Origin of the sequence: Streptomyces sp. NBC_00984 (assembly GCF_045162475.1) — a bacterium.
In the GTDB taxonomy this organism is placed as follows: Bacteria; Actinomycetota; Actinomycetes; order Streptomycetales; family Streptomycetaceae; genus Streptomyces.
Map to the genome: position 1 here is coordinate 1,541,234 of NZ_CP108734.1, position 26,123 is coordinate 1,567,356.

Genomic DNA, 26,123 nt, shown 5'->3' on the forward strand with positions numbered 1-26,123 from the left:
CGCCCCCGATGACCATGGAACACGCTGGACAACGCCCCGGCCAGGGGCATTGCCGCCAGACTTCGGCAAAGACCGCAGGGACGGCCCGCGGCCCGCCTCCGGTGCCGCCCGATAATTCGGATGCGACCCGCCCGTGCCGCCGTAACCTTGGCCCCCGACGGTTCAAGAGCAGTGGCCGATGCGGCACACACGTACGGAACGCGGAGCGGGACACGATGAGCACGCAGCACACCTACCGAGTGATCGTGCGCGGCACCTGGGACGGCCTGACGGACGGGGCCCGCGACCGGCTGCTGTCCGAAGTGGACGCACACGGCCTGAGCGCGATGCAGTTCACCGAGGAGGGCTCGCTCGCGTACGACCGTGTGCTCAAGCACTTCAGCTTCCGGTACGAGGTCGTCTCCGACGCCGACGACGGCGAGGAGATGGCGGCCGCCATCGCCGAGGACCGCGCGGAGACCTACCTGAACGAACAGGGCTACGGCCATGGCGCGCTGCGGTCCACGGTGACCGACATGGACACGATGAAGATCAACCACAAGGGCCGGCGCGGCTCGGGGGCGGCGTAGCGGGTGTGACGCGGTGAGCGCCTCTCGACGTGGCGGAAACAGCCTGGCCGGAATGGACCGTCACACGGCGCGAACGCCTGCCGTTCACTGGGTGGAAGTGGTACGGCGGACGAGAGGTGCTCACAGTGCGGCGAACCCTGAGGCGCCTGTTACTCATGGCCGGGACCGGCCTCGCGGCCCTCGCGGTGGCGGCCGTGCACAGCCTCACCGCCCCGCCGCTCGCCGTCGTCGTGTACGCCGATGTCGTCATCGGTCTGTGCTGGCTCGTCGCCGCCTTCCTGCTCCTTCGCGGCCACCGGTCCCCGGACTCGCCCGGCGACAACGCCCCTGGTCCCCGCCACCACCGCGCCGTACGGTTTTCCACCGACGGTGAGCCGGTCGCCCGTTCCCACTGGAACAGCCGCCACCGCTACTGATCCGGCCAAACTCCCGGTACACCGAGGTTCTTCGGTCCGCGCTCTGCGACCATGACCGACGACCACCCCTGCCGAGGAGCGCAGTGTGACCAAGGTGACCAAGCCCCACGTGAGTTCGGCCGTCATGACCCACCCCGTACGCCTCGCTCAGGCCCAGGACCTCGCCGACCGGCTGCGGCTCGACGGCCTCGCCCTCGACCCTGCCCCGGAGGGACCGCCCTCCGCCCTGCGCACCGCCCTCGTCGCCTGGTCGGCTGCAGGCCCGGAGGCCAGCCACCACCTCGTCGTCCAGGACGACGTCGACGCCCCCGCCGAGCTCCTGGAGATCGTCACCCGGGCCGCCACCCGGTTCCCCGACGAGGCACTGGTCTTCTACACCAACTGGCACGCGCGCAACGGTGCCGCCGCCCGCCTCGCCGCCCTCGCCGGTGCCTCCTGGGTACGGGCCGTCCCCGACGAGTTCACGCCGTCCCTCGCCGTCTGCCTGCCGGCGAAGAGCGCCGCCGCCTTCCGCGCGTACGCCCGTGACAGCGCCGAACGCCATGACGACGAACTGCTCTCCGTTTTCTTCCGCGGACACGGCCGGATGAGCCTGCTCGCCGTACCGAACATCGTCGAGCACATCGGGACGACCAGCATCAACGACCATGCCGCCCAGGGCATCCGTCTCGCCGTCTGTCCCACCCCCGCCTCGGACGCCGTGCCCCTGCTGGACCGGGGCCGCGTACTGGAGGAGCCGGGCTGGATCCCGTACATGCGGTACGGCGAGGGCTACATCCGGCTCGTCGGACAGGAGCACGGCGCCGACGGCGGGCGCGGCCACCACCGCTGGCGGGACGCCCTGCCCGCGACCGGCCTCACGGAGGACACGGTCCGCGCCGCGCGGGCCGCGCATCTGCCGGAGGACCTCGGGGCCGAGGTGGCCCGGACCTTCGGCCGCGCGTTCGCGAAGGAGCTGTGGACCCACTGCCTGCTGCTCGGACGGCAGGCGGCGCACGCCTCCCGCGGTCTGGGACCGCTGCCGGGCAGCGTGCCCGCGGACGCACTCGACCGGTTGCGGCACTCCGCCGTCGCCACTGCCGGACCCGCCGGACTCCCGCCCGAACGCCGCCCCGAGGCGGGCCCGGACGAGGTCCGCGCGATGGCCGCGTTCGCGTGGACCGCTGTCCACGCGGGAGAAGGTCTCGCCTAACCGGCTCGTCGGCCCCCGGTCCGGTGCGTGATCCATACTCCGGGCTCCCAGTACGCGGCCAGGTCCCGCGCCCGGTCGACACGGAGCGGCGCGAGGCCGCCGGGGAAGACGTACTCCCCGTCCTCCGGGAAGGCGAGGCCCGTCCAGCTCTCCCACTCGGCGACCGTCCCCGTGATCCGGGAGGAACGCCCGGACGCCGCCGCGAGGGTGCCGCCCGCACCCACCTGGGTCCGGATCCATGGGTCGAACGGGGTCCCGTCGTCCCGGGTCCACGCCGCGTACCGCTCGATCGGCACCAGCGGATACCGCTCCTTCCAGGTGGGACGCACCGGTACCAGGACCGTCGCGAGACCGGCGCGCCGTGCCGTGTCCGACATCGCGTCGAGCAGCACCTTGGACAGCCCCCGGCCCTGATGGTCCTCGGCGACCTCGATGCCCAGCGCGCACAGCGCGTCCGGGGCGCGCCCGGCGTCGCGGTCCGCGAAGGCCCGCGCGATCGAGTCGTCCAGGCCCGGACCGAGGTCCGCCGCGGTGCCGTCCCAGGTGCGGGGCAGCGAGCGGCCGGCGCCGGCGATCGTGTCGTGCTCGTCGTCGTACAGGACGAACTGGAACTCCGGGAAGTCGTCGAACAGCCGGTTCCAGTAGTCGCCGTTGATGTCTCCGTGCAGGTTGTACTCGGGCACCACGCCGGCGAACCGCTCGGGGATGCGGTCCCACAGCTCGGGCCGTTCCGAGTGACGAACCAGTTCCAGGGCCATGGAACCTCCTTACCGGGTGGGGACCTCGACGTCCCAGACGACGACGATCGGAAGACCGTCCCAGGCGGCACGGGCCGCGTCCGCGATGAACTCCTCGTATCCGCCGGGCGCGAGACGCCCGTTGAACAACGGCTCGTGGCAGCCGCGCACCCGCAGCCCCGCGCGCCCGAACGCCTCCAGGTAGCGGCCGGGCAGATGGACGTGGTTGCGGACGAAGGCGAGCTTCTCGGAGCCGTGCACGAAGAGACACTGTCCCTGGAGCGCGATCACGAACGGGTGCATGTCCGTGACGACGATCCGCCCGCCCGGCCGGACCACCCGGGCCAGCTCCGCCACGGCGGGGGCGAGGTCCGGAAGGTGCGTCATGGCCAGCGAGCAGGCGGCGAGATCGACGGAGTCGTCGTCGAGCGGCAGACTTTCCAGGTGTCCCACGCGGTACTCGGCGCCCGGGGTGCGTTCGCGGGCCTTCTCGATCATGTGCGGCGACTGGTCGACGCCGATCACGCGGTGCCCCCGAGCGGTCAGCTCCCGGGTCTGCCGGCCTGTGCCGCAGGCGGCGTCCAGCGCCGTTCCGGGTGCGAGGCCGTCCAGGATCGTGCGGACGACCGGTTCCTCCACCTCGATGTACGAGCTGGGCAGCGAGTCGTACACCGCCGACCAGGACGCATAGCCCGCCGCCGCGTCGAGCTCGCTGACCAGGGCCCCGCCGTCCGGAAGCTTCTCCTCGTCGAGGGCGAAGCGGCGTATGTCGGCCACCCGCTCCCGGAGGAACGCCTCGTCACCGTCCACGGCGTGGCGCAGCAGCGCGAGCCCCTCGATCCCCAGCACCAGTTCCCGTACACGGAATTCACCGCGGAATTCATCGCTCATGCGAGCCCCTCACCGGTCGACGGACGGCCGCGCCTTTTCCGGATTCCCCCTACCCGGGAGAAGGGACAGAGATTCTCGCCCCACCCGCCGTGTCCGAAAACAGAGGATGGAATGGCCGGTTGACGGCACCGTTGTCGTCCGCACGGCGGCTGCCTAGCATGAGCGGCATGATTGAGGGATATCTCGGGCGTGAAAGCGTCACCGTCGGCGGGGAAGTGACACTCCATGTCTCCACCGACGCCCCCCGGTTCCGTCTTCGTTTCTACCGGCTCGGCAGGGAACTCATACCCGTCGGGGAATCCAAGGATTATCCGGGCACCCAGCACACCCCACCCGACCATCCCGGCGGATTACCCGGGCGCGCTTCGCCCGCCGACGACTGGAATTGGCCGCCGCTCGCCCTTCCCGTACCGGAGGACTGGCAGCCGGGAATCCATCTGGTCGAATTCGTCGAATGCGGCCCGGACCGCCCCGGGAATCCTCCGCTCCTCGGCACGGAGCAGCTCGAAGGGCATGGCCGGGAGTTCTTCGTCGTACGCCCCCGCGTCCCCGGCAGCCGCTCCCGCATCCTCTACAAGAAGTCCGCCTTCACCCGGCACGCCTACAACCGCTCCGACCGGCCCGGTCTGGAACGTGCCGTCAGCCTCTACGACCACCCCGTCCACCGGGCCGGCGGCGACGGTGAACCCCGAGGTCACAAGGTCAGCCTCCACCGCCCGGGGGGCGTTGTCGACCTCGCCTACTGGGATGCGCCCTTCATCGCCTGGCTGGAACGCCACGGCTACCCCGTCGAGTACTGCACCGACCTCGATCTGCACGAGGACGCCGGTCTGCTCTCCTCGTACGACCTCCTCCTCAGCGTCGGCCACGACGAATACTGGAGCGCGGCGATGCGCACCCACGCGGAGCGATTCGTCCGCGACGGCGGGAACATCGCCTTTCTCAGTGCCAACACCTGCTGGTGGCGGGTGCACCCGACTGACGGGAACACCGCTTTCGTCTCCGACACCGATCATCACGTCGGCGAGGAATATCCTCATCTGCCCGCCACCGACCAGTGGTGGGCGCCCGTGCCCGACGGGGTCGGCAGGCCGGAGAACACACTGACCGGAGTGAGTTTCCGAAACGGTGGAATGTGGCCCGCCACTGAATGGCCCGGTGACCGCCCCCGCTTCGGATACACCGTGCAGCACGCGGATCACTGGGTCTACGAAGGCACCGGATTGCGCGACGGATCCGACGGGGGAACCCCGGACCGGCTGGGAGCCGGTACACCTCTCATCGGATACGAATGCGACGGCGCCGCGTTCTCCTACGACACGGACGGAATCGCCCGCGCGACCGGAGAGGACGGAACTCCGGACTCCTTCCTCATTCTCGGAATTCACATCCTCGAACCGGTGCACGAGGATTTCCATCACTTCAAGTGGGGACATTGGAACGGCCCCGTGCGCGAACCGACCATCAGCAGCCCCCGCGCCGCCACCATGGGCCTCTACACCGCCGGCGGCACCGTCTTCGCCGCGGGCACCACGGACTGGCCCGTGGTCTGCGGAAACGAACAGGACCCGGCCGTCGTCCGCGTCACCCGGAACGTCCTCGACCGTCTCCGCCACCGGAGTCCGCTGCCGGGATGAGCTCGTGCAGACCGGTGATCCGCGCCGCCCCCTCCGGCAGGGGCGGCGCGACACCTTCCACCGCCCGGTCGGGCCGCCACAGGTGCACCGCCCGCATCCCCGCCGCCAGCGGACCGAGCACGTCGGGCACCCACATGTCCCCGACGAACAGCACCCGGTCCGCCGGCAGCGCGCAACGCTCCACCAGCGTGCGGTAGATCAGCGGATGCGGCTTGCGGGCCCCCGCCCGCGCGGAGCCCACCACCACGTCCACGGCCCCGCCGATCCCCACCGCCGCGACGCACTCCTCCAGATTCCAGAACCAGTTGGAGCACACCCCGATCAGCAGACCCCGTGCCCGCAGCTCCGCGAGCACCCCGGGCACGTCCGGGTACAGGTCGAGCCGGACCGCCTTCATCGCCCGGTCGAGCTCGGCGACCAGACCGCCGAGCTCGGCCTCCGGCACACCGCAGGTCCGCGCACGGCGCCGCAGCCGGTCGCGCTCCCACGTCACGTACGCCGTCTCGTCGACCGAGTGCGTCGCGTGCTCCTCGCCCTCGCCGGGGCCCACCGACCACTGGTCACCCCAGAGTTCGCCCTGGGCCGCCAGGCCCCGGCGGGCGAAGATGCCGCGGTGGTCCGGCGGCAGCGGCTCCACCATCCGTACGAGCGTCCCGTAGAAGTCGAGGACGACCGCGCCGATCTTGTCCGTCACCACCACGGGATTCGCCTAGAACCGGCCGTACCGGTGCGGGAAGTAGTCCTCCAGGGTGCCGTCCCGCTCGATGTCGACGGTCGCACAGTGCAGCCCGCCGCCGAACGGCCCGACCGCCCGGAACGGCACTGGCACGATCTCGAACCCGTACGAGGACAGCTGCTCGGCCAGCCGCACCTCCTTCTCCTCCACGCACAGCGTGTTCTGGTCGAGGTTCAGCATGTTCCCGGCGAGCCACGGACTGCAGAAGGACAGCTTCGGCGGATGATCCCAGCTGGCCGGCTGCACTGCCTCCACGATCTCCCAGTCGTTGAGCTTGAAGAACTCCATCAGCTCGGCGTCCGCGAGTCGCTCCCCGCAGTGCAGCACGAGGCCCGGCCGCAGCGGCACCCAGGTCGCGTCGATGTGCAGCGGATGTGTGTTGGTCGAGGTCACCGCGTGCACCCGGTGGTCGGGGAAGTGGCGGCGCAGCCACTCGTAGCCGCTCCTGTTGGTGACGAACGACAGCTGCACGAAGAGGTCCTTGCCGAACCGTGCCACGTCCGCGGCGTCGAAGAGCGGCTCCGCCTCGGTGAGCACCAGGTCGTAGTCGCGGACCCGGGCCAGCTGCTCCTCGGTCGGCAGGTCGTTGTACGTGTCCCAGAACCCGGTCTTGTAGGAGGCGTCGGTGAGCCGCGGCTTGGGCGCGGCCTCCCAGCGCATCCGGTCGTCGGCGTCGAACAGGCCCTGGAGCACCGGCCGGTAGCACAGGTACTCGAACCAGCGGCTGCGGTACGACATGGTCGCTTCGAGGACCTCGTTGCCGACCGTGAGCAGCAGGTCCCGGGGCGGCATGCAGCCGAACATCGAGTCGTGCGTCCACTCCGGCGTGGACACCTCCCGGGCGAAGTCGATCGGGGTGGGACGGTCCACCCGGATGCCGCGCCGCCGCAGCATGTCCGAGAAGTCGTCGAGCTGCTGCTCGGCCTCGGCCACCATGTCCGCCGGCATGGGGCCGTACGTCCCCAGCGGGAAGCCGTCGTCGGGGTAGTCGCGGCGCACCGCGTGTTCGGGGGCCTGCACCACGGTGCCCTCCGCACGGCCGACGATCACATGCCGCAGGGGGTCCCAGCCGTTCCAGGCATTGACCCGTACGGGGCGCTCGGAGCCGGCGGGGGTGGAGGTGTCGGACACGGTGGTCCTCTGCTCGGTCACGTACAAGCCCTTCGATCGGGGTCGTGGAGTGCCGCAGGGGCCAAAACTGCGGGTACCGCACCATCACCGTCAAGAGCCACTCGGCTACCCATCGTGCCATTCGCGTCAACGTGGCTTGACTACGGCCCCCATTCCTCGGTCACCGCATGGCATCGGCCCAGCGCAGCACGGGAACGCTGGGCCCTTCGCGGGAAGCACACCACCGTCTTCCGGCCGAAACTCCGTGTCGCGGCGGGGAGCCTCGGTCCACGGGGTAGTGAGAAGACCGTCGCCGAAGTCGCCGTCGCCGAAGTCCTGTACGTCTCGATGAATCCCGCACGGAGGAATCCATGACACTGCGCCTGCCCCGTCGATCCGCGGTCCTGGGAGCCCTGCTGCTGTTCGCGGTGACGGGCTGCAGCTCGGGGGAGGGTGGCACATCGGGCGGACGGGCGGACGGCAACGGTCTGACGGTGTGGCTGACGGTGGACGCCCGCGAGAGCTGGCCGGAGATGGTCGCCTCCGCCAACGCCCGGTTCGCGAAGAAGCACCCGGGTGTGAAGGTCGACGTCCAGTACCAGCAGTGGACGACGAAGAACCAGAAACTGGACGCCGTCCTCGCGGGCCGGAACGTGCCCGACGTGGTCGAGATGGGCAACAGCGAGACCACCAACTACATCGTCAACGAAGCCTTCGCGCCGCTGGACCCGAAGACCTTCGAGCGATCCGGGCAATGGCTGCCCGCTCTCGCCGACGCCTGTCGCCTCGACAACCGGACGTACTGCGTGCCGTACTACGCGGGAGCGCGCGTCGGCGTCTACCGCACCGACTACTTCAAGAGCACCGGGATCACCCACGCCCCGCGCACCTATCCCGAGCTGATCTCCGACCTCGACCGGCTCAAGGCGAAGTACGGTGCCGAGGACCCCGGCTTCTCGGCCTTCTACATGCCCGGCCGCTACTGGTCCGCCGCCATGGGCTTCGTCAAGGACGCGGGCGGTGAGATGGCGGTGGAGAAGGACGGCCGCTGGCAGGGCGCCCTCTCCTCGCCGAAGTCCGTCGCCGGGCTCACCACCTGGAAGAAGCTCCTGGACGACTACTACGTCGGCGACCGGGCGAAGGACAACGGCGACCAGCCGGCCGTCGTCGGGCAGGGCAAGGTCGGCGTCTTCTACGGCAACACCTGGGAGGCGCAGGCCGCCGCCGACGCCCGCTCCGGCGGCGACCCACGCCTCAAGGGCAAGTTCGCCACCTTCGCCTTCCCCGGCCCCTCCGGGAAGCTGCTCCCGCCGTTCCTCGGTGGCTCCACGCTGGCCGTTCCCGCCAAGTCGCGGAACCAGGAGCTGGCCGCCGACTGGATCCGCGTGTTCACCGACGGCGAGTCGCAACGGAAGCTGATCGCCGCCAACACCCTCCCGAACAACACCGTGCAGCTCGCCGACGTCGCCGCCGGAGGAATCAACGGTCCGGCCGCCCAGGCCGCCGCGCGCGGCTGGGTCACCCCGCTCGCCCCCGGCTGGACCTCGGTGGAGAAGTCCAACGTCCTGCCCGAGATGCTGGAGCGCATCGCCACCGGAAAGGCGTCCGTGCGGGACGCCGCACGCGAGGCGGACCGCAGGATCGACGCGGTGATCAATGAGCGCTGATCCGGCCGGGCGAAGGCCGCGCCCCCATCTGCCCTACCTGCTGATCGCCCCGTCCTTCCTCGCCCTCCTCGTGGTCCTCGGCTACCCGCTGGTCGACATGGTGACCCTGGCCTTCCAGGACATGACCCGCAAGGAGCTGTTCAGCGGCGCGGCGCCGCCCTGGGCCGGTCTCGGACAGTTCCGGACGATCCTCGGCGACGGGTTCTTCTGGACGGTGGTGGCCCGCACGGCCCTGTTCACCGTCGTCTGTGTCGCCCTCACCATGGCGCTCGGCCTGTTCATCGCGCTGCTGATGCGGCGGACGTCGCCATGGGTACGGGCGGTCCTCGCCGGTGTGCTCGTCGCGGTGTGGGCGATGCCGGTGATGGTCGCCGCGGCCATCTTCCGCTGGCTCTTCGACGCGGACTACGGGCTCGTCAACTGGCTCCTGTCGACGCTGCCCGGCATCGACCTCGCCCGGCACAACTGGTTCACCGACCCCTGGCAGGGCTTCGCCGTGATCACCGCGGTCGTCGTCTGGGGCGCGCTGCCGTTCGCCGCCGTCAGCCTGCACGCGGCCCTCACCCAGATCCCGCCGGAACTGGAGGAGGCCGCCCTCATCGACGGCGCCCGCCCGTCCCAGCTCTTCCGCTACGTCACCTTCCCCGCGATCAAGCCTCTCTTCGTGATGGTCACCACGCTGATGGCGATCTGGGACTTCGGCGTCTTCAACCAGATCTGGCTGATGCGCGGCGGTCAGCCGGAGCGCGAGTACTACCTGCTCGGCGTCTACTCCTTCATCGAGTCGTTCGCCGTCAACCGCTACAGCACCGGGGCCGCGATCGCGCTGGTCACCGTCGTCCTGCTGCTCGCCGGTGCCGTCGTGTACCTGCGGCAGATGCTGAGGCTGGGTGAGACCGAATGAGAGCGGTACGGAAGGGGCAGAGGTCGGCGGCCGTGCGGCGGCCCCGACGCCGTTACGATCTCCTGGGCCTTCTCGTGGCCGCCACCCTGGGCTTCCCCGTCTATTGGATGGTCCTCACCGCGTTCCGGCCCGCGACCGAGATCCTCAGCCTGCCGCCCGAGTTCTGGCCGAGCAATCCCACTCTCGGCAACTTCGCCCGTGCGATGCGCACGGAGACCTTCTGGGCCAACGTCCGCTCCAGCGCCGTCATCGGTCTCGGTACCGTCCTCGTCTCCCTCCTGGTCGGCACCCTCGCCGCGTTCGCCCTCGCCCGCTTCCGCTTCGCCGGCCGCAAGGCGTTCGTCGTCGTGATCCTCACCGTCCAGATGATCCCGCTCGCCGCCCTCATCATCCCCGTCTACCTGCTGCTCAATGACGCCGGTCTCACCGACAGCCTCGGCGGCGTGATCCTCGTCTACCTCGTCTTCACGCTGCCGTTCACCGTGTGGATGCTGCACGGCTTCATCGCCGCGATCCCGGCGGAGCTGGAGGAAGCGGCGATGGTCGACGGCTGCGGCCGGTTCGGAGCCTTCGTCCGCATCGTCCTGCCGCTGCTCGCCCCCGGGCTCGTCGCCACCTCCGTCTTCGCGATGGTGCAGGCGTGGAACGAGTACGTCCTCGTCTACGTCCTGCTGTCCACCCCGGAGAAGCAGACCCTGAGCATCTGGCTGGTCTCCTTCCAGACCAGCTTCGGCACCGACTACGGCGGGCTGATGGCGGGCGCCACGCTCACCGCCCTGCCCGTCGTCATCTTCTTCCTGGCCGTCCAGCGCAAGATCGCCGCGGGACTGGCCACCGGAGCGGTCAAGGGCTGAGCGACAGCCGACCGCGACACCGGTACGACCCGCCGCCGACACCCGTACATCCCACGGAGGAGAACCCTGTGACGCACGACCGTCTCGACCTCGTCTCCAAGCTGTACCAGCCCACGGGCTGGCCCCGGATCCTCCGGGCCGCCGCCGGCGAACCCTCCTCCGCGCCGCTGGTCGTGGACCTCGACCCGACCACGTTCTGCGACCTGGCCTGCCCCGAGTGCATCAGCGGAAAGCTCCTCAACCAGGGCCGGTTCACCCCGGAACGGCTCGCCGCCCTCGCCGAGGAACTCGTCACCATGTCCGTACGGGCGGTGGTCCTCATAGGCGGCGGGGAACCGCTCGCCCATCGCGGCACCCGCAAGGTCTTACGCATCCTCGGCGAAGCGGGCCTGGCCGTCGGAGTCGTCACCAACGGCACGATGATCCGGCAGAACCTCGCCGAGCTCGCCCGGTACGCCACCTGGGTCCGGGTCTCCGTCGACGCCGGCACCGCCGGGACGTACGGCCTGTTCCGGCCCGACCGCAAGGGCCGCAGCGTCTTCGACAAGGTGATCGAGAACATGCGGCTGCTCGCCGCCGAGAAGACCGGCGCCCTCGGTTACTCCTTCCTGGTGATGTCGCGTCAGGAACCGGGCGGGCCGACCGTGACCAACCACCACGAGGTGCTGCGCGCTGCCGAACTCGCCCATGACATCGGCTGCGACTACTTCGAGACCAAGGCCATGTTCGACGACGACCACCACATCGTGCAGGTCCCCGGCGAGATGCTGGAGTCCGTCGACCGTCAGCTCGCCGAGGCCGCCCGGCTGGAGAGCGAGAGCTTCCAGCTCGTCAACTCCTCCACCCTCACCTCGCTGCGCGGCCACGTCGGTGCCGTCCAGCCCAAGGAGTACGACCGCTGCCGGGTCGCCGAACTCCGCACGCTGATCACCCCGTCCGGGGTGTACGTGTGCTCCTACCACCGGGGCAACCCGCTCGCGAAGATCGGCGACGCCGTCACCGACGACCTCGCCACCATCTGGCAGGACGCGGACCGGCGGGGGATCGTCGACCCCAGCCGGGACTGCCGGTTCCACTGCGCGCGCCACCGCTCCAACCTGGAGTTGGAGCGCATCGCCCGCGGAACCGGCGAACTCCCCGACGGGCAGGACTACGACCCCTTCCTCTGACCTCCGGCCACCGGTACCGGCTCCTGCCGGGCGCCCGGGGCTGCCGTGGTGGGCACGACCCGGGCCCCCGGATGGGAGACGAGCAGCGCCCGAGCGAGACGGGCCGCCGTCTCCGCCGCCTCGTCCGCCGGGCAGATGCCGACCAGCGCACCGCCCCCGCCGGCCCCGCTGAGCTTCAGCGGCAGGCCGGCGGAGCGCAGCGCGACCGTCCGCAGCTCCTCGAGGAACGGCGTGGACATCCGCTGGTGGTCCCGCATGGCTTCGTGGGCATCGGCCATTGCGGCCCCGAGCTCCGCCAGGTCCCGGCAGCGCAGCGCCTCCCACACCCGGCCCGACGCCTCGTCGGTCACGGAACGGTAGGCGGCCAGCGCGGGGTCGCCGGCCGCGAGTTGCGCCCGTACGTCCCGGATGTGGTGCCGGGTGTCCTTGCGGGTGCCGGAATCCACGACGACCACCCGCCACTGCTCGGGGAACTCCAGCCGGTCCCGGATGGCCGGAAGCCCGCGCTCGCGGCCGTCGAGGAGGAGCGCACCGCCTTCGACGACTGCCAGGTGGTCCATGCCGCCACCGTTGAAGACGGCGAACTCGAACTCGTACGCCCACTGCGTGATCGTGGCGTCGGAGACACGCTTCCCGCGGAGGGAAGTGTCCGCGAACGCCCGGAACAGCGCCACGATCCGCGCCGTGGACGACGACAGCCCGCTCGCCGCGGGTGCCTCGCTGCGTACCGTGACGGCGGGCGGTCGCGGGGCGAGTCCGGGCAGCCGTGCGCGCAGGAACGCCCACACCTCCCGCTGCCAGCTGTCCTCGGCCGCTTCGCCCGGCGCGGGGCCGGGACCGACCTCCACGGTCGTCATCAGGCCGAGCGCGAGACTCACCGATCGGCCCCCGCCGAGCCAGTCCAGGTCCTCGCCGGACAGACAGGCCCGGCAGGGCACCACCGCGCGTATCGGATGTATGGGGTTCACCGGGCCTGGAACCTGCCTTCCACGCGGAATCTCTCGTACATGGACAGCACCACCTCCGTGGGCGGATGCAGCGGTCGGGGCGGGGCGTCGAGCGGCCGGAACACGGCCTGGCGCACCTCGTCGGCGCCGGGCGACAGCTCCCCCGACCAGCGCCGGGTGACGAAGCAGAGCGCGAAGCAGTGCGTCACGTCCCCGTTCGGATAGGTCAGGGTGTGCACCCGGGGGTCGGAGAGGGTCCCGAACGCCACCAGGTCGTCCCGCTCCACCCGCAGGCCGGTCTCCTCCGCGACCTCGCGGACGGCGGCGTCGGTGAAGCCGCCGCCCTCCTCGCAGGAGCCGGCCGGGAGCTCCCAGACCCCGGTGTCCGCGCGCTGCTGGAACAGCCCACGGCCCTCGGCGTCGATCAGAAGCACCTGTGCGCCGGGCACCAGCAGCGTCCTGGAGCCGACTTGTCGGCGCAACGACCAGATGTAGGAACCGGTGTAGCTCATTGTGTACGTGTCGCCTTCGTCGCAGTCCGTGCGCCCCGCGGGCCCGTCCGTGCGCAGCGTGTCACGCCCCTTCCGGTTCGCCGGGCTCCTCGGCCAGCCAGCGTGGCATGGCGCCCGGCGTCGCCAGCAGCCACCGCACGTACCGGTCCACGCCCTCCGGGAGTTCGATGTGGGCCTGCCAGCGCAGGAGCTCGCGGGAGCGCTCGACGCAGGCGTAGCCGCCGAGCGGATCCCCCTCCGGGCGCGGGGTGACGATCCGCCGTGAGCCGGGGAAGTACGGGGCGATCAGATCGGCCACCTCGCGGACCGAAGTGGGCCGGCCCGTACCGACGTTCACGGTCTGCTCGGCCATCTGTTCCTCGATCAGGGCGAGCGCGGTGGCCTCGGCGACGTCGTCGACATGGATGAGGTCACGGACCTGGTTCCCGCCGCCGTTGAGCCGCATGGGCCGGCCGAGGCGCGCCTGGAGCGAGAGCCAGGGCACCATCCAGGAGTGGCTGCCCGGTTTGGGGATCTGGGGCTCGCCGTACACGGAGAAGTAGCGCACCACCGCGTACTCGGTGCCGCTGGAGGCGTCGAGCATCAGCCGGGTCTGGTGCTCCGCCCAGAGCTTGCCGTTGGCGTACACGGACACCGGGTTGAGCGGCATGTCCTCGTGGAAGACCTGCGGCCCCTCGACGTCGGGTGCGCCGTTGCCGTACACGGACGCCGAGGAGACGAGCACGAGTCGCTGAACCGGGAACCGCGCGGCCTGTTCCAGGACGACCTGGGTCCCCTCGACGTTGGCACGGAAGGCGATGTCGGGGCGCCGGGTGCAGGCTGCGACGTCCGCGTAGGCAGCCGCGTGGACCACGAAGTCGGCCTCCCTCAGCAGCGCCGCGACGGTGTCGGCGTCACGGACGTCGCCGACGACCAGCCGGGCGCCGCTGCGAGCCACGCCGAAGGTCTCGTGGCCGGACTCGGGATAGGCGTCCATGCGGTCCAGGACGGTGACGACGGCTCCGGCGCTCTGCAGCAGCGCGACCAGCCTGCTGCCGACGAGTCCGCCGCCGCCGGTCACGACGATGCGGGCATCGCGGAGCTTGTCGAGCCGGGAGCGGACGGTCTCCGCGGCGGCGACAGCGGTCGATTGGGGTAACGCGGGCATGAAAGCCTCTTTCCGGCGTCGGGGGAAATGCACGCGGTTCACGGACCCCGGCGTGCCGGGCCCAGCATCACGGGCCCGCCGTCCGCCTGCCAGAGGGCCATTTCGGCACTCTTGCGGGCCGTCGGCGCCGCCCGTACTGTCCGAATCCGGCTGGCTGACCCGGGCTTCGGACGGATACCCGGTGCGGTCCGGGCCGATCCGGACAGAGGGAGGACGTATGGCACGCCAACGGCTCAGCGCGGTGGTCATGACCCATCCCAGACGCCTGGCGGCGGCCGAGAAACTGGCCCTGAGCGCGCCTTCCGGCCTTCTGCGGGTCGTCATGGACCCCGACCCCACGGGCACTCCGTCGGTGCTGCGCACCGCGCTCGCCGCGTGGTCGTCGATCGAGGACGGGGCCACACATCAATTGGTGGTCCAGGACGACATGGTGTTGTCCGAAACCTTCCTCGACCGGGTCCGGTGCGCCATCGAGGAACTTCCGGACGCGGCGCTGGCCCTGTTCGCGCTCTGGGACTCCCGTAACGGGGCGGCTGCGCGCCTGGGGGCGATGGCGGGCGCCCGCTGGGTCGGCGCCGTCAACGAGTACTTCCCGTGCGTGGCGATCGTGCTGCCGCGCCGGTACGCCGAAGGATTCGTCGCCTACGGCAGGGAACGGCTCGGCGGCTGGCCCGACGACATCCTGATGCACCGCTATCTGAGCGTCCATGGTGTGCCGCGCTATGTCGCCGTACCCAATCTCGCCGAGCACGAGGACCGCGGCTCGATCTCCGGGAACGCCTTCCGCGGCCCGCGCCGCTCGGTCTGCTTCGTACCGGGTGACCGGCCCGGGAAGGAGGGCAGTACCCTCACCGGCCTGACGGTGCTGCCGTTCTTCAAGTACGGCGTCGCGCAGTGCGCGGTACGGGTCCAGGGCCCCGGCCCGCAACGGTGGCTGCACCTGGACGCGGAGCAGTACCTCCGCGGTGCCGGACTGTCCGCCGCGCTGCTGCGCCCACCCGGCGCCGACGCGGCCGAAGCGGACGTGAGAGGGACCTGGCTGACGGCTCTGGCCATGGGCTTCGAAGCCGCCCGCGCCGGACTCGACGACCCGCCCGCGGCATCGGAGGCATACGCGGAGGCGGTGGCGACGATCGGACCGGGCGGCATCAGCAACGCCAGCACGGAGGATCACATCGCACGCCGCCGCGAGCCCCTGGCCGAAGTGGCGCGGCGGGCGCTCCAGGCCGGGCGCGAAGCCGCCGCCGAGCACCGCACACGCCCGCGACGGCCGGGGGGCCTCGTCTGGCGCGGGGCGGCGACCCCGCTCGGCGAACATCTCGCGCGCAGGCTGGCCGACCGGCGGGAGCGGTGCGCCGCCGTGATCGACCTGACGCGACTCCACTCCGCCGAACCGGAGGTGATGGTCCATCCACAGGGTGACCCGGCCCCGTACACACTGAGCGTGGGTGAGCTCTACGGCCCCGGCTGCTCACGCCGCACCCCGATCGGCCGCATGGTGTGGGATGCGCTGCGCAGCCACCCGGTCGCGGCCGAGGGCGACCCGGACGCCGAGGTGCATCCCGTGTACGTGAACGACCTCGCCGACGCGATCGAGGCGGTTCTGCGTGCCCGGCCGGAGAACCGCGACATCGCGGTCGTCGCCGAGAAGCCGTGCACGGCTGCCGAACTGGCGCAGGCCGTGCACGGCGCCGTGCGGCCCGTACCGGTGCGGGCGGTGCCGGACGTCGAGCCGGGGTGGCACACCCCGGCCGGCACCGTGCGGCCCCCCGGCTGGACGCCCGCGACGGGGCTGGCACGTGGACTGCACTCCTTCGCCCAGTGGCTCGCCTACGAGGGAGTGCTGTCCGAATCGGACTGACCGTCATATGTGGGCCGTCGGCGGCCTGTTCAGCCGAGGAACAGTTCGGGCTCGTACAGATCCAGCCACATGGCCAGGTCCAGGGTGCGTTCCAGGCCGCGGCGGGACGCCGAGGTGACCTGGGGCGCGTGGTGGTCGGCCGCCCTGCGGAGCCGGTCGCGGTCGACGAGGTCGAACACGCGGTGGTCCGGGCGGGCGAGCAGTTCGCGGGCGTACCCCTGCAGGGCGATGGCGTACTTGGGGTCCTGGGTCGACGGATAGGGGCTCTTGGTCCTGTCGTACACCGACCGGGGCAGCACATCCGCGGTGGCCTCGCGCAGCAGGCTCTTCTCCCGGCCGTCGAAGGACTTGATGGCCCAGGGCGCGTTGTAGACGTACTCGACGAGCCGGTGGTCGCAGAAGGGCACCCGGACCTCCAGACCGACCGCCATGCTGGCGCGGTCCTTCCGGTCGAGCAGGACGCGCACGAACCGGGTCAGGTGGAGGTGACAGATCTTGCGCATGCGGTACTCGAAGTCGCTCTCGCCGGCGAGGCGTTCGATGCCGGCGACGGCGGTCTCGTAGCTGTCGCGGACGTACTCCCCCAGGTCGAGGGCCCGGCCGAGGTCGTCGCGGAGCACGCCCGAGTCCTCGCCGAAGTGCTCGGCGAACCGCACCAGCCAGGGGAAGGTGTCGGCGCTGCGGGCCTCCTCGTCGAAGAACTGGAGGTAGCCGCCGAAGACCTCGTCGGCGGACTCGCCGGACAGCGCGACGGTCGAGTGTTCGCGGATGGCCCGGAAGAGCAGATAGAGCGAGGCGTCCATGTCGCCGAGGCCCATGGGGATGTCCCGGGCCCGGATCATCCGGGCCCGTACCTCGGGGTCGGCGAGGGTGTCGGGGTCGAGCACGATGTCCCGGTGGAGGGTGCCCGCCTGCTGGGCCACGTCGTGCACGAACGGGGTGTCGGGGGTGGTGCGGAGCTCGTCGGCGACGAAGTTCTCGGTGCGTCCCACGAAGTCGACGGCGAAGGTGCGGACCTTCTCGCCGCTCTCGGCGAGCTGCCGGGCGGCGAGTGCGGTGACCGCCGACGAGTCGAGTCCGCCGGAGAGCAGGATGCAGCGGGGTACGTCGGAGACCAGCTGACGGCGCACGATGTCGTCGAGCAGCGACCGTACGGTGGCGATCGAGGTGTCCCGGTCGTCGGGGTGCGGGCGGGTCTCCAGCCGCCAGTAGACGTGCCGGCGCAGGCCGCCGCGGTCCACGGTGACGACCGTGCCGGGCTCCACCTCGTACATGCCGTCCCACACGGCGTGGCCGGGGGTCTTGACGACGGTGAAGAGCTCCCGCAGCCCGTCGAGGGTCACCCGGGGCCTGGCCAGCGGATTGGCCAGGATGGCCTTGGGCTCCGAGCCGAAGAGCACACCGTCGGGCGTCGGCCAGTAGTAGAAGGGCTTGACGCCCATCCGGTCGCGGATCATGACGAGCCGGTCGTGGCGGCCGTCCCAGATCGCGAAGGCGTACATGCCGTTGAGCCGCTCGGCGAGGGCCTCGCCCCACTCCAGATAGCCGCGCAGCACCACCTCGGTGTCCGAGTCGGTGGTGAACCGGTGCCCGCGGGCGGTCAGTTCACCGCGGAGTTCGATGAAGTTGTACGCCTCACCGGAGTAGACGAGGGCGACCGCCCCCTCGGGTGTGTCGACGGTCATGGGCTGACGCCCACCGGGCAGGTCGATGATCGCGAGCCGCCGGTGTCCGAGCGAGGCGTGACCGGCGGTCCAGGTCCCCCGGTCGTCGGGTCCCCGGCAGGACATGGTCTCCGTCATCGCGTCCAGTTTCGCGACCTCCTCGGCCCCCCGCAGATCGCGGTCGAAGGAGACCCAGCCGGCGATGCCACACATATGCGTCCTCCCGATCCGGTCCCGCCCGGCAGAACCAGTTGTATTTAGCAGCTATATGAGGAGCGTCTGCCTGCGATTGCGTACGGTCAACACGACCGTTACCTGGACGGGGGCACGCCCCTCATATTTTCGGCCGCGGTTTTCCGCTTCCTGTACGGAGCGCCGCGCTCCGGAACCCTTGTGGGAACGGCTCGTGGGCTCGGCAAGGAGCCCGAATCAGCCATCGGTAAAGACTTGCTCAACCCGGGGTCGGCCAGTGGGGTGGAAGGGTCCGGGCAAGGGGTCCGTGGTGGGTGCGTGGTGCGACGAGCGCGTCGATCTGGCTGCTGCCCCCATCGTTCGATCAACGAGCAGTCGATCACCGTCGATCAACTGAGTGAGAGACCCCCACCGGACGGAGCACGTCATTTCTCTCGTCGAGCACTCCTCCTCCACCCCCGCCGATGCGCGAACGGAACACCGCCCGCCGCCGTCCGGGAGCCTGCTGCGCCGGTGGGCGCCGTGGGCCCCCGGCCCGATGGCGCTGCTCGTCGGGCTCTGGGGAATCTGCCGCCCGACAGGATCCGGGAGCGCATGCCGGCCGACGAACGCATCGTGGTCGTACACGGCCTGGCGGGCCGGCCGCTGGAGACGGACGCACGCGAGGTGGTGAAGCGGGCGACCCTCGACGAGTTCTTCGAGGAGTGCACCGACCGGACGGTCACCCAGGCACGCATCACCGTGTTCGAGAGGCCCGGCCACTGCCGAATCGCCCCACCCCGCCCCGCCCCGGGTCACGGCCCGGGACCGCACCGGCCGGGGACCGCCCGATAGGCTGTCCACGACCCTGTTCGCGTCGGTGACCTGCGGTCCCTCCGGGGCAGCCCGCCCCGGAACGCCCGGCCGACCGGCTGATCCGGAGTACCCGTGCCCGTCCCCGCCCCGCTCACCGTCGCCGTCGCCCAGCCCGCCTGCGTTCCTCTCGACGTCGCCGCCAACTCCGCGGCCCACGCGGCGGCGGTCCGGCGTTCGGGGGCTCGGCTGGTCGTCTTCCCGGAGCTCTCGCTCACCGGCTACGACCTCGCCGCCGAGGCCGTGTCCCCCGACGACCCCCGGCTGCGCCCGCTCGTCACGGCCTGCGGCGAGGCGGGGGCGACGGCCCTGGCCGGGGCGCCGGTACGCGCCGCGGACGGGCGCGAGTATCTCGCCACCCTGGCCGTCACGGGACAGGGCGCGCGATGCGTGTACGGCAAGATGTGGCTGCACGGCGTGGAGTCCGACCGGTTCACCCCCGGCGAGAAGCCGCAGGTCCTGGTGGTCGACGGGCATCGGCTGGGGCTTGCGGTGTGCTACGACGCCGCGGTTCCCGAACACGCCGCCGGCACCGCCGCGCTCGGCATCGACGCCTATGTGGCGAGTACCCTCTACGGCCCCGGGCCCGAGCAGGCCGCCCGCCGCGACGGACACATGAGCCGCACGGCGCTCGCCCATGGGGTGTGGGCGGTGCTGGCCACCTCGGCAGGGCCGAGCGGAACGTACGAACAGACATCGGGCGGCTCCGGCATCTGGGCGCCGGACGGAACCGCGGTCGTGCAGGCCGGGCCCGAAGCCGGCGCCCTGGTGTCCGCCGCGGTGGGCGGGGCCCGGCCCGCGTCAAAGGCTTCCTAGGACTTCTCGCCGGTCATCTCGGCGGTCATCTCGGCGGTGATGGCCCACCGCTCGTGGTCGCGCCAGGCTCCGTCGATGAAGAGGAAGTCCGGCGAGAAGCCTTCGAGACGGAATCCGGCCCGTCGGACGAGGGCGAGGGAACCCTCGTTGCCGGGCTGGATGTTGGCTTCGAGGCGGTGCAGACCGAGCGGCCCGAAGGCGTACCGCAGGACCAGGTCCAGCCCATCGCCCATGAGGCCGCGTCCTGCCGCGTGGGCGAAGGCCCCGTATCCGAGCGCACCGCAGCGGAACGCGCCGCTGACGATGTTGTTGATGTTGATGAACCCCGCGATCCCGGCGGCGGGCCCGCTCCCGCCGCCGCGCTCGCAGACGAGGAAGCCCGCCCTCGTGGGGTCGTCGATCAGCCGGCCCGCGTAGGCGGCGTACGCGCGGGCCTCGTCGGGCGGGAAGAGCCAGGGGCTGTGCAAGTCCCGGCTCTCCCGCGCCCGACTGGTGAACTCCTCGGCATCGGCCAGTGCGAAGGGGCGGATGGCCGTGCGCCGCCCCTCGGCCAGATAGTCGCTCTCGGACATCACGCCAGCCTAAGGGCTGTCCCGCAATCCCTGGCGGGCGCGTGCCCCGGGACGGGTACTCAGGACACGGCCCGGGGCACGGGGACCCGGGCCACCGCGACCTCGCCGGTCGACGGATCGCCGTGGTTGTGGAGGACGGCGGTGCCGTCGGGCGTGAACACCGGGTGCGGGTGCCGGGGGTGCCGGTCGGCCGCCGTCCGGGCCAGGGGCGTACGGGCGCCCGTGGCGACGTCGACGAGCACGATGTCGGAGACCTGCCCCGCGTTCTGCCAGCCCCGGCCCGGCGCGTCGTGGGGACCGGTCGTGTCGACGACGGCCCACCGTCCGTCGCGGCTGATGTCGCAGTGCCAGTACCGTTCCCCCTCGCTGACGAGGCGTGCCGCCCGGCCGTCCGGGTGGACCGTGTACAGGCCGCGCGGCCCCGCCTCGCTCTCGCCGTACGCGCACACCACGGCGCCCAGGTCGTGGAACATCCAGCGTTCGTGACCCACGGCGAGCGTTGCGCCGTCGACCGCCTGCTCGAAGACGCACCGGCCCTCCGGCGCCCGCGTGGGGTGCCGGACCCAGATCCGGTCCGGGATCTCCCGGGCGGGCCCCTCGTGGGCGAAGGTCAGCCATGACTCGTCGTGCGGGCTGTGGGCCGGGTGGTTGGCGAACCAGCCCTTGCCGAAAAGCTCGTCGGCCTTTCCGGTGGACACGGAGATCTCCAGGCAGGTCACCGGTGCCTCCCGGTCCCCGGGCCGTTCCATCACCACCACCCGGTCCCCCGATGCCGTGAGGGAGCACAGGTTCTGCAGGGTGTGCCCGGGAGCGGCCGTGTACAGCCGCTCGGGGCACCGGAGTCCAGGTCGAGGACGTGGACCGCACCGTTCCAGACCCAGGCCACCCGTTCGGCGGCCAGGGCCACATCCGGCCAGAGCAGCTGCTCCGGCCCCGTGATGCTGGGTTCCGGTTCGTACAGGGGGCGTGCGGCACGCTCCTCGTCGCGCCAGCGGACGCTGGTGAGCCCGAGGGCGCCGGTGGCCGGTGAGTACCGGGTCAGCACCAGTCGTTCGCCCTCGGCGTGGAATCCGTTGGTGTGGGGGTAGGGCAGGTGCGCACCGGCGAGCAGAAGAGTCATCGCACGAGCCTCACGGACCGGAACAGGGGGGGTTCTTGGGCGAGGCGCCCACTCCGGCACCCCATTGGAGGTAGCCGTCACGCGCGTCGGTGGCGGTGCCCGCGTCGGCGTCGTTGACGAGGAACGACAGTCCGAACGTCCCGGTGGGCGGCCGGTCGAATCCGAGCGAGGTCCAGGGGACGGCGAGCCGGTAGGTGGTGGTCCGGGCCTTCTCGTCACGCACGACGGAGACATCCGCGCCCGGCGTGGGCCCGGCCTGCTGACCCGGCGGGGCGGCCCAGGTGTAGGCGACGGGGCCGCTCGGCAGCAGCGCCGCACCGACCTCCACCCGGTTGCCGTCGGGCGTGCCGGGGAAGCCCGAGTAGAGGTCGTACTGGATGGAGTCGACCTGCCAGGCCGCCGAAGGATCCGTCCGGTCCGCGTTGTGCACGTCGTCCTTGATGACCGCGTCCAGGATCAGGTCCTGGTCCGTGTGGGTGTAGCGGATGGTCCCGGAGAGATCGTCGGGGCCGGTCCTGGTACCACCCCGCAGACTCGCCCAGTTCCCGACGGAGTTCAGGTCCGCCGGTTCGAGGATGGTGTCACCCGCGGGTTCGACGGGGCTGAGGCTGAGCGAGCCGGAGTCCGCGGCATCGCCGGTCGTGACGGAGTAGGCGTAGGGCACGAACTGAGCGGTCCCGGTGGGGAGTTCGACGGTTCTCTCGGACGACTTCCCGGCCGGGACCGGGCCCGGATCCGCGATCGTGCCCATCCACGGCCCGACTCGCCAGCCCACCGGCGAAGGTGCCAGCGCCCGTTCCGGGTCGTTGTTGGTGATCCTCACGGTGAGGCCGCCACCGGTCCTCCTGATGTCGGGCCGCCCGGTCACGGTGTACGGCTCGACCACCTTCGTCGTGGTGCGCAGCAGGGCCCGACGGCCGAAGGAGGAGCTGACATCGCGTACGCCGGTGGTCGCGGTGGCGGGCACCTGCAGCGTGAGCGAGGTCCTCGCACCCGGCTTGGTCCTCAGCATGCCGTGCACGCCGTCGACCGTGACCGGCAGCCGGCGGGGCAGTGCGCCCGCCTCGGTGCGGTCCGCGGTGACGGTGACCTTCAGGCCGGCGCCGGTGACCGACTGCTCGGCCGTGCTCAGCGAGAGCGGCGAGTTCGTGACCGCCACGCCGGCGACCGGCCCTTCGAGGAAGACGGGGCTGCCGTCGAGGCCGAGCGTGACGCGCCCGGCCGTCGGAACGAGTGTGCTCCGCTTGCCGAACTGATCGGTCAGTGTCAGGGGCTTGTCGGTGCGGACCGAGACCGTGCGGGGCGAAGTGGCCCACAGGGAACGGGTGGTGGTGCCGTACGGGTAGACGTGGACGGCCGGGTCGCCCGCGCTCTCCCGGGCGCCGAGCTGCTTGCCCGCGGTCTGGCGGATGAGGACGGCGTTGGTGACGGCGGCGGGCTTGGGGGCCAGCCCTTGGACGCCGCCCCCGGCGCGCCGGAACAGGCCGAAGCGGTGTTCGCGTTCACCGGGGTTGTCGCCGTCGTCGAGGATGTCGTACCAGAAGTACTTGTCGGCACCGGCCGCGCGGGCCAGCGTCTGGGCGCGGATCAGATAGTCGGCCTGCTGGGTCTCGCTCCAACCGCCGGTGTTCGTGGGCCAGCCGTTCTCGGTGACCCAGATCGGCATCTTCTTGTGCGCCTCGACCTTCTTCACCAGCTGTGTGAACTCCCCGAGTGCCTTGATCTCCTCCGGCGGCGTGCCGGGCGCGTCGCCCGCGCTGCTGTAGTAGTTGACGCTGAAGGTGTCGAGGTAGTCCAGGCCGCCGCGGGCGATGAAGTCGTCGTGCCAGGCGAGCTGGGTGCCGGCCGAGGTGGGGCCCACCACATTGGCGTCCGGCATGGCCTGCTTCACCGCTCTGGCCATGTCGATATAGCACTTGGCGGTGATGCCGCAGGCCCCGTCGTTGAATCCGGTCCCGTTGAACTCGTTGTAGACGGAGAAGTCCTTGGTGTACGGGGCGTAGGCAGCGGCCGCTGCCGCGCCGAACCTGGCGAAGGCCGCCAGCCCCTCGGGGGAGCTCGGTGTCTTGCCGCCGTCGTAGAGCGGGTTGCGGTATCCGAGGATCGGCATGGTCCTGATGCCGCGTTTCGCCGCGTTCTTCAGCCCCGCGTCGAGGGGGTAGGCGCCGAAGTCGTAGACGCCCTTCTGCTTCTCCACCGACCAGTTGGCATCGGATCTGACCTCGCTCCAGCCCACGGTGGCGGCGGAATCGAGCAGTGCGTCCTCCCACCCCGGCTGCCAGCCGTAGTGCATGGCCACGGCGTAGTAGGGATCCTTGGCGGGCGCCGGGGTGACGACACCGAACGAGGTGGTCCGCGTCACCGGGGCGCCGGAGTCGGCGGTGGCGGTGAGCGTGTAGTAGCCGGGGCCGAGATCCTTGATGTCGAGGGCGGCCTTGCCCGACGCGACCTGCGCCGTGCCGGACTTCAGGGGTACGCCGTTCGCGTCGCCGATGGTCCAGCCGACCCGGTCGGCCGCGGAGGCGAAGGTGATCGGGCCCTGGTCCGCGCCCTGGGCGAAGAGCAGACGGCGAGCTGCTCGCGCAGCGCATCCGGAACCCGGACGGTCCGCACGAGGTACGGCACATCCTGCTGCCCGTCGAGATCCGGACGCGCGACTCCGCGCAGGCGTATCTGCGGGTGGTCGGGGCCGGGCAGGCCCGGCCGGCCTGACCCCGACCGGGCCGCGTCACTTCAGCCGGCCGCCGACCACCGGAAGCTCCAGCACGCCGGTGTCCTCCGGGGCGCTGACCACCGTGACCGGCTTGATTCCCCGGTTGCCCGAGTACGCGCTGTCGCTCGCCGCGATCACGAATTCGAGCCGGTGTCCGGCTTCGTACCGGTGGACGATGCCCGGGAGCCGCACGGTGAACGAGCGGGTGACGTCCGGCACCCGCACCGGGGAGACCAGCCGGTTCACCAGCGTCCTGCTCCCGTCCGGGGCCACGTCGTAGACCTTGGCGAACAGGACGAGCTTGTCGGCGGCGTCGCCGCTGTTCTGGACCCGCTCCGTCTTCGGCGAGACCACCTTCAGGGTGGCCTTCGGTGCGCCGACGACATCGACGGGGGACGTCAGCGGGGCGCTGGTCCAGCCGAGGTAGGTGCCCTTGGTGTCATAGGGCCTGGGGTCGGGCAGTCCGATCAGGCCGGCGAGCGAGTTCTCCGAATGGCTGGTGGGAACGGGCCAGTTGGCGTACTGACGGCTGCCCCGGGCGACCTTGGACCGGTTGTCGACGAGCTTGCCGTCGCCGGACAGGTACACCTTCTGCGAGAGGGCCGGCACGGAGTCCGCGGTGCCGTAACCGCTCTCCCAGTCGCGGTAGTAGGCGAAGTCCGGCCCGGTGTCGGTGTTCTTCCGGTGCTGGAGGTAGCGGTCGAACCAGGCGAGGACCCGCTGTCCGACGTAGCTGGTCTCCAGGTTGCCCTTGCCCAGGTCGAGTTCGCCGGGCACCTGCCCGCCGCTGTGCCCCCAGGCCTGCCAGATCATCTTGGCCGTGGTGCCCTGTGCCTTGAGGGTGTCGTACGTGGCGGTGGCCTCGTTCAGGTTGAACAGGCTGTCGGCCTGGCCCTGGACGAGTAGTGTGGGTGCCTTGACCTTGCCGAGGTAGTCGACCGGCGAGACGCTGCGCGCGTAGTCGAGCATCGCGGCGGTCCGGTCCGCCGGGTAGCGGCCGGAGTTGAGCAGCCGGATGGTGTCGCAGGCCCGTGACGCGAAGTGGAGGCAGGTGAGGTTGTTGAACCGGGACGGGTCGAGGCCGGCGTTGAGGACCGTCTGCCCCTCCCCCATCAGATAGAAGCCGTTGGTCCACTGCCACTTGAAGACCCCGCCGGTGTCGGACGAAACACCCTTGCGCGTACCGGCGTTGTTCGGGGCGAGCGCGTACGCCAGGTCGTTCCAGGTGATCAGCGGTACGAGGGCATCGACGCGGCGGTCGACGGCCGCGGTGGCCATCTGGATGGCACCGCCGTACGAGCCGCCGATCATGCCGACCCTGGGGTCGCCCCTGCCGTCCCGGGTGACGTAGTCGGCCTCCGTGCCGTCGTCGGCGGCGCGGGTCCCGGCGAGGAAGTCGATGAGCCCGGCGGCCGCCCTGCCGTCGATGGCCGGGTCGTCGAGGGTGATGAGACAGCCCGACTTGCCGAAGCCGAGGCCGGAGTAGACGAGGCCGACATAGCCGCGGGAGGCGAAGGCCTTGCCGATGGCGTCGGTCGAGCCGTCCGACTTGCTGCCGCCGAAACCGTTGGTGGCGAGTACGGCGGGGGCCGGGTGCTGTGCGTCGACCCCGGCGGGGCGGTACAGATCGGCATCGACGGTGCAGGAGCGACCGCCCGCCCGAAGGGTGAACTCCAGCGAGGTGACGGTGTATTGGCCGGCCTCGGCAGCGGTCGCCCGCGCCGCACCGGTGAGGACCAGGGGTGCGGCGAGCGCGGCTCCGGCCACATAGGCGACCGACTTCCGGGAGAACGTCCGGTAGCCGGACCGGGGGCGGGGAACAGCACGCGACACGAAGACCTCCAC

The 26,123-nt window shown here is 71.2% G+C and carries 24 protein-coding genes; 11 read left to right on the forward strand and 13 right to left on the reverse strand.

The genetic code is table 11. The features are described 5' to 3' along the window. The first annotated feature begins 215 nt into the window (after positions 1 to 215). From OG520_RS06565 to OG520_RS06575, 3 genes are all read left to right on the forward strand, one after another. On the forward strand, positions 216 to 569 hold the full coding sequence (locus tag OG520_RS06565) for a DUF6204 family protein (protein WP_266429264.1): 354 nt from the start codon (positions 216 to 218) through the stop codon (positions 567 to 569). 155 nt (positions 570 to 724) lie between these two features. Beyond that, positions 725 to 985 (forward strand): hypothetical protein, encoded by a 261-nt coding sequence (locus OG520_RS06570; protein ID WP_399329828.1) that lies wholly within the window; start codon positions 725 to 727, stop codon positions 983 to 985. Positions 986 to 1,070: 85 nt separating this feature from the next. Beyond that, positions 1,071 to 2,177 carry a hypothetical protein gene (locus OG520_RS06575; RefSeq protein WP_406012518.1) on the forward strand — a complete coding sequence of 369 codons (1,107 nt, stop codon included), beginning with the start codon at positions 1,071 to 1,073 and terminating at the stop codon, positions 2,175 to 2,177. On the opposite strand, the gene OG520_RS06580 is transcribed toward OG520_RS06575, so the two are convergent. Next, a complete protein-coding gene (locus OG520_RS06580) occupies positions 2,174 to 2,935 on the reverse strand; it encodes a GNAT family N-acetyltransferase (protein ID WP_406012519.1) in 762 nt (253 codons plus the stop codon). The genes OG520_RS06575 and OG520_RS06580 overlap by 4 nt on opposite strands. Positions 2,936 to 2,944: 9 nt before the next feature. After that, positions 2,945 to 3,805, reverse strand: coding sequence for a class I SAM-dependent methyltransferase (locus tag OG520_RS06585; RefSeq protein ID WP_406012520.1), 861 nt, complete (start codon positions 3,803 to 3,805; stop codon positions 2,945 to 2,947). Positions 3,806 to 3,972: 167 nt separating this feature from the next. Here OG520_RS06585 and OG520_RS06590 point away from each other — a divergent pair, with 167 nt between their 5' ends. After that, positions 3,973 to 5,442 carry a N,N-dimethylformamidase beta subunit family domain-containing protein gene (locus tag OG520_RS06590; protein ID WP_406012521.1) on the forward strand — a complete coding sequence of 490 codons (1,470 nt, stop codon included), beginning with the start codon at positions 3,973 to 3,975 and terminating at the stop codon, positions 5,440 to 5,442. On the opposite strand, the gene OG520_RS06595 is transcribed toward OG520_RS06590, so the two are convergent. Together OG520_RS06595 and OG520_RS06600 are read right to left on the reverse strand one after the other, a co-directional pair. Beyond that, positions 5,390 to 6,142 carry an HAD family hydrolase gene (locus OG520_RS06595; RefSeq protein ID WP_399329833.1) on the reverse strand — a complete coding sequence of 251 codons (753 nt, stop codon included), beginning with the start codon at positions 6,140 to 6,142 and terminating at the stop codon, positions 5,390 to 5,392. The two genes, OG520_RS06590 and OG520_RS06595, sit on opposite strands and share 53 nt — an antisense overlap. Positions 6,143 to 6,151: 9 nt before the next feature. Next, the gene (locus OG520_RS06600) at positions 6,152 to 7,330 is read right to left on the reverse strand and encodes a serine/threonine protein kinase (RefSeq protein WP_399329834.1); all 1,179 of its coding nucleotides are present in this window, start codon (positions 7,328 to 7,330) and stop codon (positions 6,152 to 6,154) included. A 329-nt stretch (positions 7,331 to 7,659) separates the two neighbouring features. On the opposite strand from OG520_RS06600, the gene OG520_RS06605 reads away from it, so the two are divergent. The 4 genes from OG520_RS06605 to OG520_RS06620 all read left to right on the forward strand — a co-directional run bounded on the left by OG520_RS06605 (position 7,660) and on the right by OG520_RS06620 (position 11,882). Next, positions 7,660 to 8,955, forward strand: coding sequence for an extracellular solute-binding protein (locus tag OG520_RS06605; RefSeq protein ID WP_399329835.1), 1,296 nt, complete (start codon positions 7,660 to 7,662; stop codon positions 8,953 to 8,955). Beyond that, entirely contained in the window at positions 8,945 to 9,859 is a 915-nt protein-coding gene (locus OG520_RS06610; protein ID WP_399329836.1) for a carbohydrate ABC transporter permease, read from the forward strand. The genes OG520_RS06605 and OG520_RS06610 overlap by 11 nt, the downstream gene beginning before the upstream one ends. Before the next feature lie 74 nt (positions 9,860 to 9,933). Continuing rightward, positions 9,934 to 10,713: a carbohydrate ABC transporter permease gene (locus OG520_RS06615; protein ID WP_406016432.1), complete on the forward strand. Its 780-nt coding sequence runs from the start codon at positions 9,934 to 9,936 to the stop codon at positions 10,711 to 10,713. A gap of 68 nt (positions 10,714 to 10,781) precedes the next feature. After that, on the forward strand, positions 10,782 to 11,882 hold the full coding sequence (locus tag OG520_RS06620; RefSeq protein ID WP_406012522.1) for a radical SAM protein: 1,101 nt from the start codon (positions 10,782 to 10,784) through the stop codon (positions 11,880 to 11,882). On the opposite strand, the gene OG520_RS06625 is transcribed toward OG520_RS06620, so the two are convergent. The 3 genes from OG520_RS06625 to OG520_RS06635 form a co-directional block, all read right to left on the reverse strand. Beyond that, positions 11,864 to 12,850, reverse strand: a complete 987-nt coding sequence (locus OG520_RS06625) for a mevalonate kinase (protein ID WP_406012523.1) — start codon at positions 12,848 to 12,850, stop codon at positions 11,864 to 11,866. The two genes, OG520_RS06620 and OG520_RS06625, sit on opposite strands and share 19 nt — an antisense overlap. After that, entirely contained in the window at positions 12,847 to 13,341 is a 495-nt protein-coding gene (locus tag OG520_RS06630; protein WP_406012524.1) for an NUDIX domain-containing protein, read from the reverse strand. The genes OG520_RS06625 and OG520_RS06630 overlap by 4 nt, the downstream gene beginning before the upstream one ends. Before the next feature lie 61 nt (positions 13,342 to 13,402). Then, positions 13,403 to 14,488, reverse strand: a complete 1,086-nt coding sequence (locus tag OG520_RS06635; protein WP_406012525.1) for an NAD-dependent epimerase/dehydratase family protein — start codon at positions 14,486 to 14,488, stop codon at positions 13,403 to 13,405. A gap of 217 nt (positions 14,489 to 14,705) precedes the next feature. Between OG520_RS06635 and OG520_RS06640 the strand changes: the two genes are divergently transcribed. Further along, positions 14,706 to 16,349 carry a hypothetical protein gene (locus OG520_RS06640; protein WP_406012526.1) on the forward strand — a complete coding sequence of 548 codons (1,644 nt, stop codon included), beginning with the start codon at positions 14,706 to 14,708 and terminating at the stop codon, positions 16,347 to 16,349. 29 nt (positions 16,350 to 16,378) lie between these two features. On the opposite strand, the gene asnB is transcribed toward OG520_RS06640, so the two are convergent. Further along, positions 16,379 to 18,226 (reverse strand): asparagine synthase (glutamine-hydrolyzing), encoded by a 1,848-nt coding sequence (gene asnB / locus OG520_RS06645; RefSeq protein ID WP_406012527.1) that lies wholly within the window; start codon positions 18,224 to 18,226, stop codon positions 16,379 to 16,381. 573 nt (positions 18,227 to 18,799) lie between these two features. Here asnB and OG520_RS06650 point away from each other — a divergent pair. Then, on the forward strand, positions 18,800 to 19,039 hold the full coding sequence (locus OG520_RS06650) for a hypothetical protein (RefSeq protein WP_406012528.1): 240 nt from the start codon (positions 18,800 to 18,802) through the stop codon (positions 19,037 to 19,039). A 93-nt stretch (positions 19,040 to 19,132) separates the two neighbouring features. Further along, on the forward strand, positions 19,133 to 19,873 hold the full coding sequence (locus tag OG520_RS06655) for a carbon-nitrogen hydrolase family protein (RefSeq protein WP_406012529.1): 741 nt from the start codon (positions 19,133 to 19,135) through the stop codon (positions 19,871 to 19,873). On the opposite strand, the gene OG520_RS06660 is transcribed toward OG520_RS06655, so the two are convergent. The 5 genes from OG520_RS06660 to OG520_RS06680 all read right to left on the reverse strand — a co-directional run bounded on the left by OG520_RS06660 (position 19,870) and on the right by OG520_RS06680 (position 26,123). Then, positions 19,870 to 20,445 carry a GNAT family N-acetyltransferase gene (locus OG520_RS06660; protein WP_406012530.1) on the reverse strand — a complete coding sequence of 192 codons (576 nt, stop codon included), beginning with the start codon at positions 20,443 to 20,445 and terminating at the stop codon, positions 19,870 to 19,872. The two genes, OG520_RS06655 and OG520_RS06660, sit on opposite strands and share 4 nt — an antisense overlap. A 59-nt stretch (positions 20,446 to 20,504) precedes the next feature. After that, a complete protein-coding gene (locus OG520_RS06665) occupies positions 20,505 to 21,194 on the reverse strand; it encodes an oligogalacturonate lyase family protein (protein ID WP_406012531.1) in 690 nt (229 codons plus the stop codon). Next, a complete protein-coding gene (locus OG520_RS06670; protein ID WP_406012532.1) occupies positions 21,194 to 21,565 on the reverse strand; it encodes a hypothetical protein in 372 nt (123 codons plus the stop codon). The genes OG520_RS06665 and OG520_RS06670 overlap by 1 nt, the downstream gene beginning before the upstream one ends. Before the next feature lie 10 nt (positions 21,566 to 21,575). Next, a complete protein-coding gene (locus OG520_RS06675) occupies positions 21,576 to 23,927 on the reverse strand; it encodes a hypothetical protein (RefSeq protein ID WP_406012533.1) in 2,352 nt (783 codons plus the stop codon). 366 nt (positions 23,928 to 24,293) lie between these two features. Continuing rightward, positions 24,294 to 26,123 carry a CocE/NonD family hydrolase gene (locus tag OG520_RS06680; RefSeq protein ID WP_406012534.1) on the reverse strand — a complete coding sequence of 610 codons (1,830 nt, stop codon included), beginning with the start codon at positions 26,121 to 26,123 and terminating at the stop codon, positions 24,294 to 24,296.

Bases quoted from the DNA above. Each gene is read 5' to 3' on its own strand.
- OG520_RS06565 (WP_266429264.1), top strand. From the start codon at position 216: ATGAGCACGCAGCACACCTACCGAGTGATCGTGCGCGGCACCTGGGAC.
- OG520_RS06570 (WP_399329828.1), top strand. From the start codon at position 725: ATGGCCGGGACCGGCCTCGCGGCCCTCGCGGTGGCGGCCGTGCACAGC.
- OG520_RS06580 (WP_406012519.1), bottom strand. From the start codon at position 2,935: ATGGCCCTGGAACTGGTTCGTCACTCGGAACGGCCCGAGCTGTGGGAC.
- OG520_RS06585 (WP_406012520.1), bottom strand. From the start codon at position 3,805: ATGAGCGATGAATTCCGCGGTGAATTCCGTGTACGGGAACTGGTGCTG.
- OG520_RS06590 (WP_406012521.1), top strand. From the start codon at position 3,973: ATGATTGAGGGATATCTCGGGCGTGAAAGCGTCACCGTCGGCGGGGAA.
- OG520_RS06605 (WP_399329835.1), top strand. From the start codon at position 7,660: ATGACACTGCGCCTGCCCCGTCGATCCGCGGTCCTGGGAGCCCTGCTG.
- OG520_RS06610 (WP_399329836.1), top strand. From the start codon at position 8,945: ATGAGCGCTGATCCGGCCGGGCGAAGGCCGCGCCCCCATCTGCCCTAC.
- OG520_RS06630 (WP_406012524.1), bottom strand. From the start codon at position 13,341: ATGAGCTACACCGGTTCCTACATCTGGTCGTTGCGCCGACAAGTCGGC.
- OG520_RS06635 (WP_406012525.1), bottom strand. From the start codon at position 14,488: ATGCCCGCGTTACCCCAATCGACCGCTGTCGCCGCCGCGGAGACCGTC.
- OG520_RS06640 (WP_406012526.1), top strand. From the start codon at position 14,706: ATGGCACGCCAACGGCTCAGCGCGGTGGTCATGACCCATCCCAGACGC.
- asnB (WP_406012527.1), bottom strand. From the start codon at position 18,226: ATGTGTGGCATCGCCGGCTGGGTCTCCTTCGACCGCGATCTGCGGGGG.
- OG520_RS06650 (WP_406012528.1), top strand. From the start codon at position 18,800: ATGCCGGCCGACGAACGCATCGTGGTCGTACACGGCCTGGCGGGCCGG.
- OG520_RS06660 (WP_406012530.1), bottom strand. From the start codon at position 20,445: ATGTCCGAGAGCGACTATCTGGCCGAGGGGCGGCGCACGGCCATCCGC.
- OG520_RS06665 (WP_406012531.1), bottom strand. From the start codon at position 21,194: ATGGAACGGCCCGGGGACCGGGAGGCACCGGTGACCTGCCTGGAGATC.
- OG520_RS06670 (WP_406012532.1), bottom strand. From the start codon at position 21,565: ATGACTCTTCTGCTCGCCGGTGCGCACCTGCCCTACCCCCACACCAAC.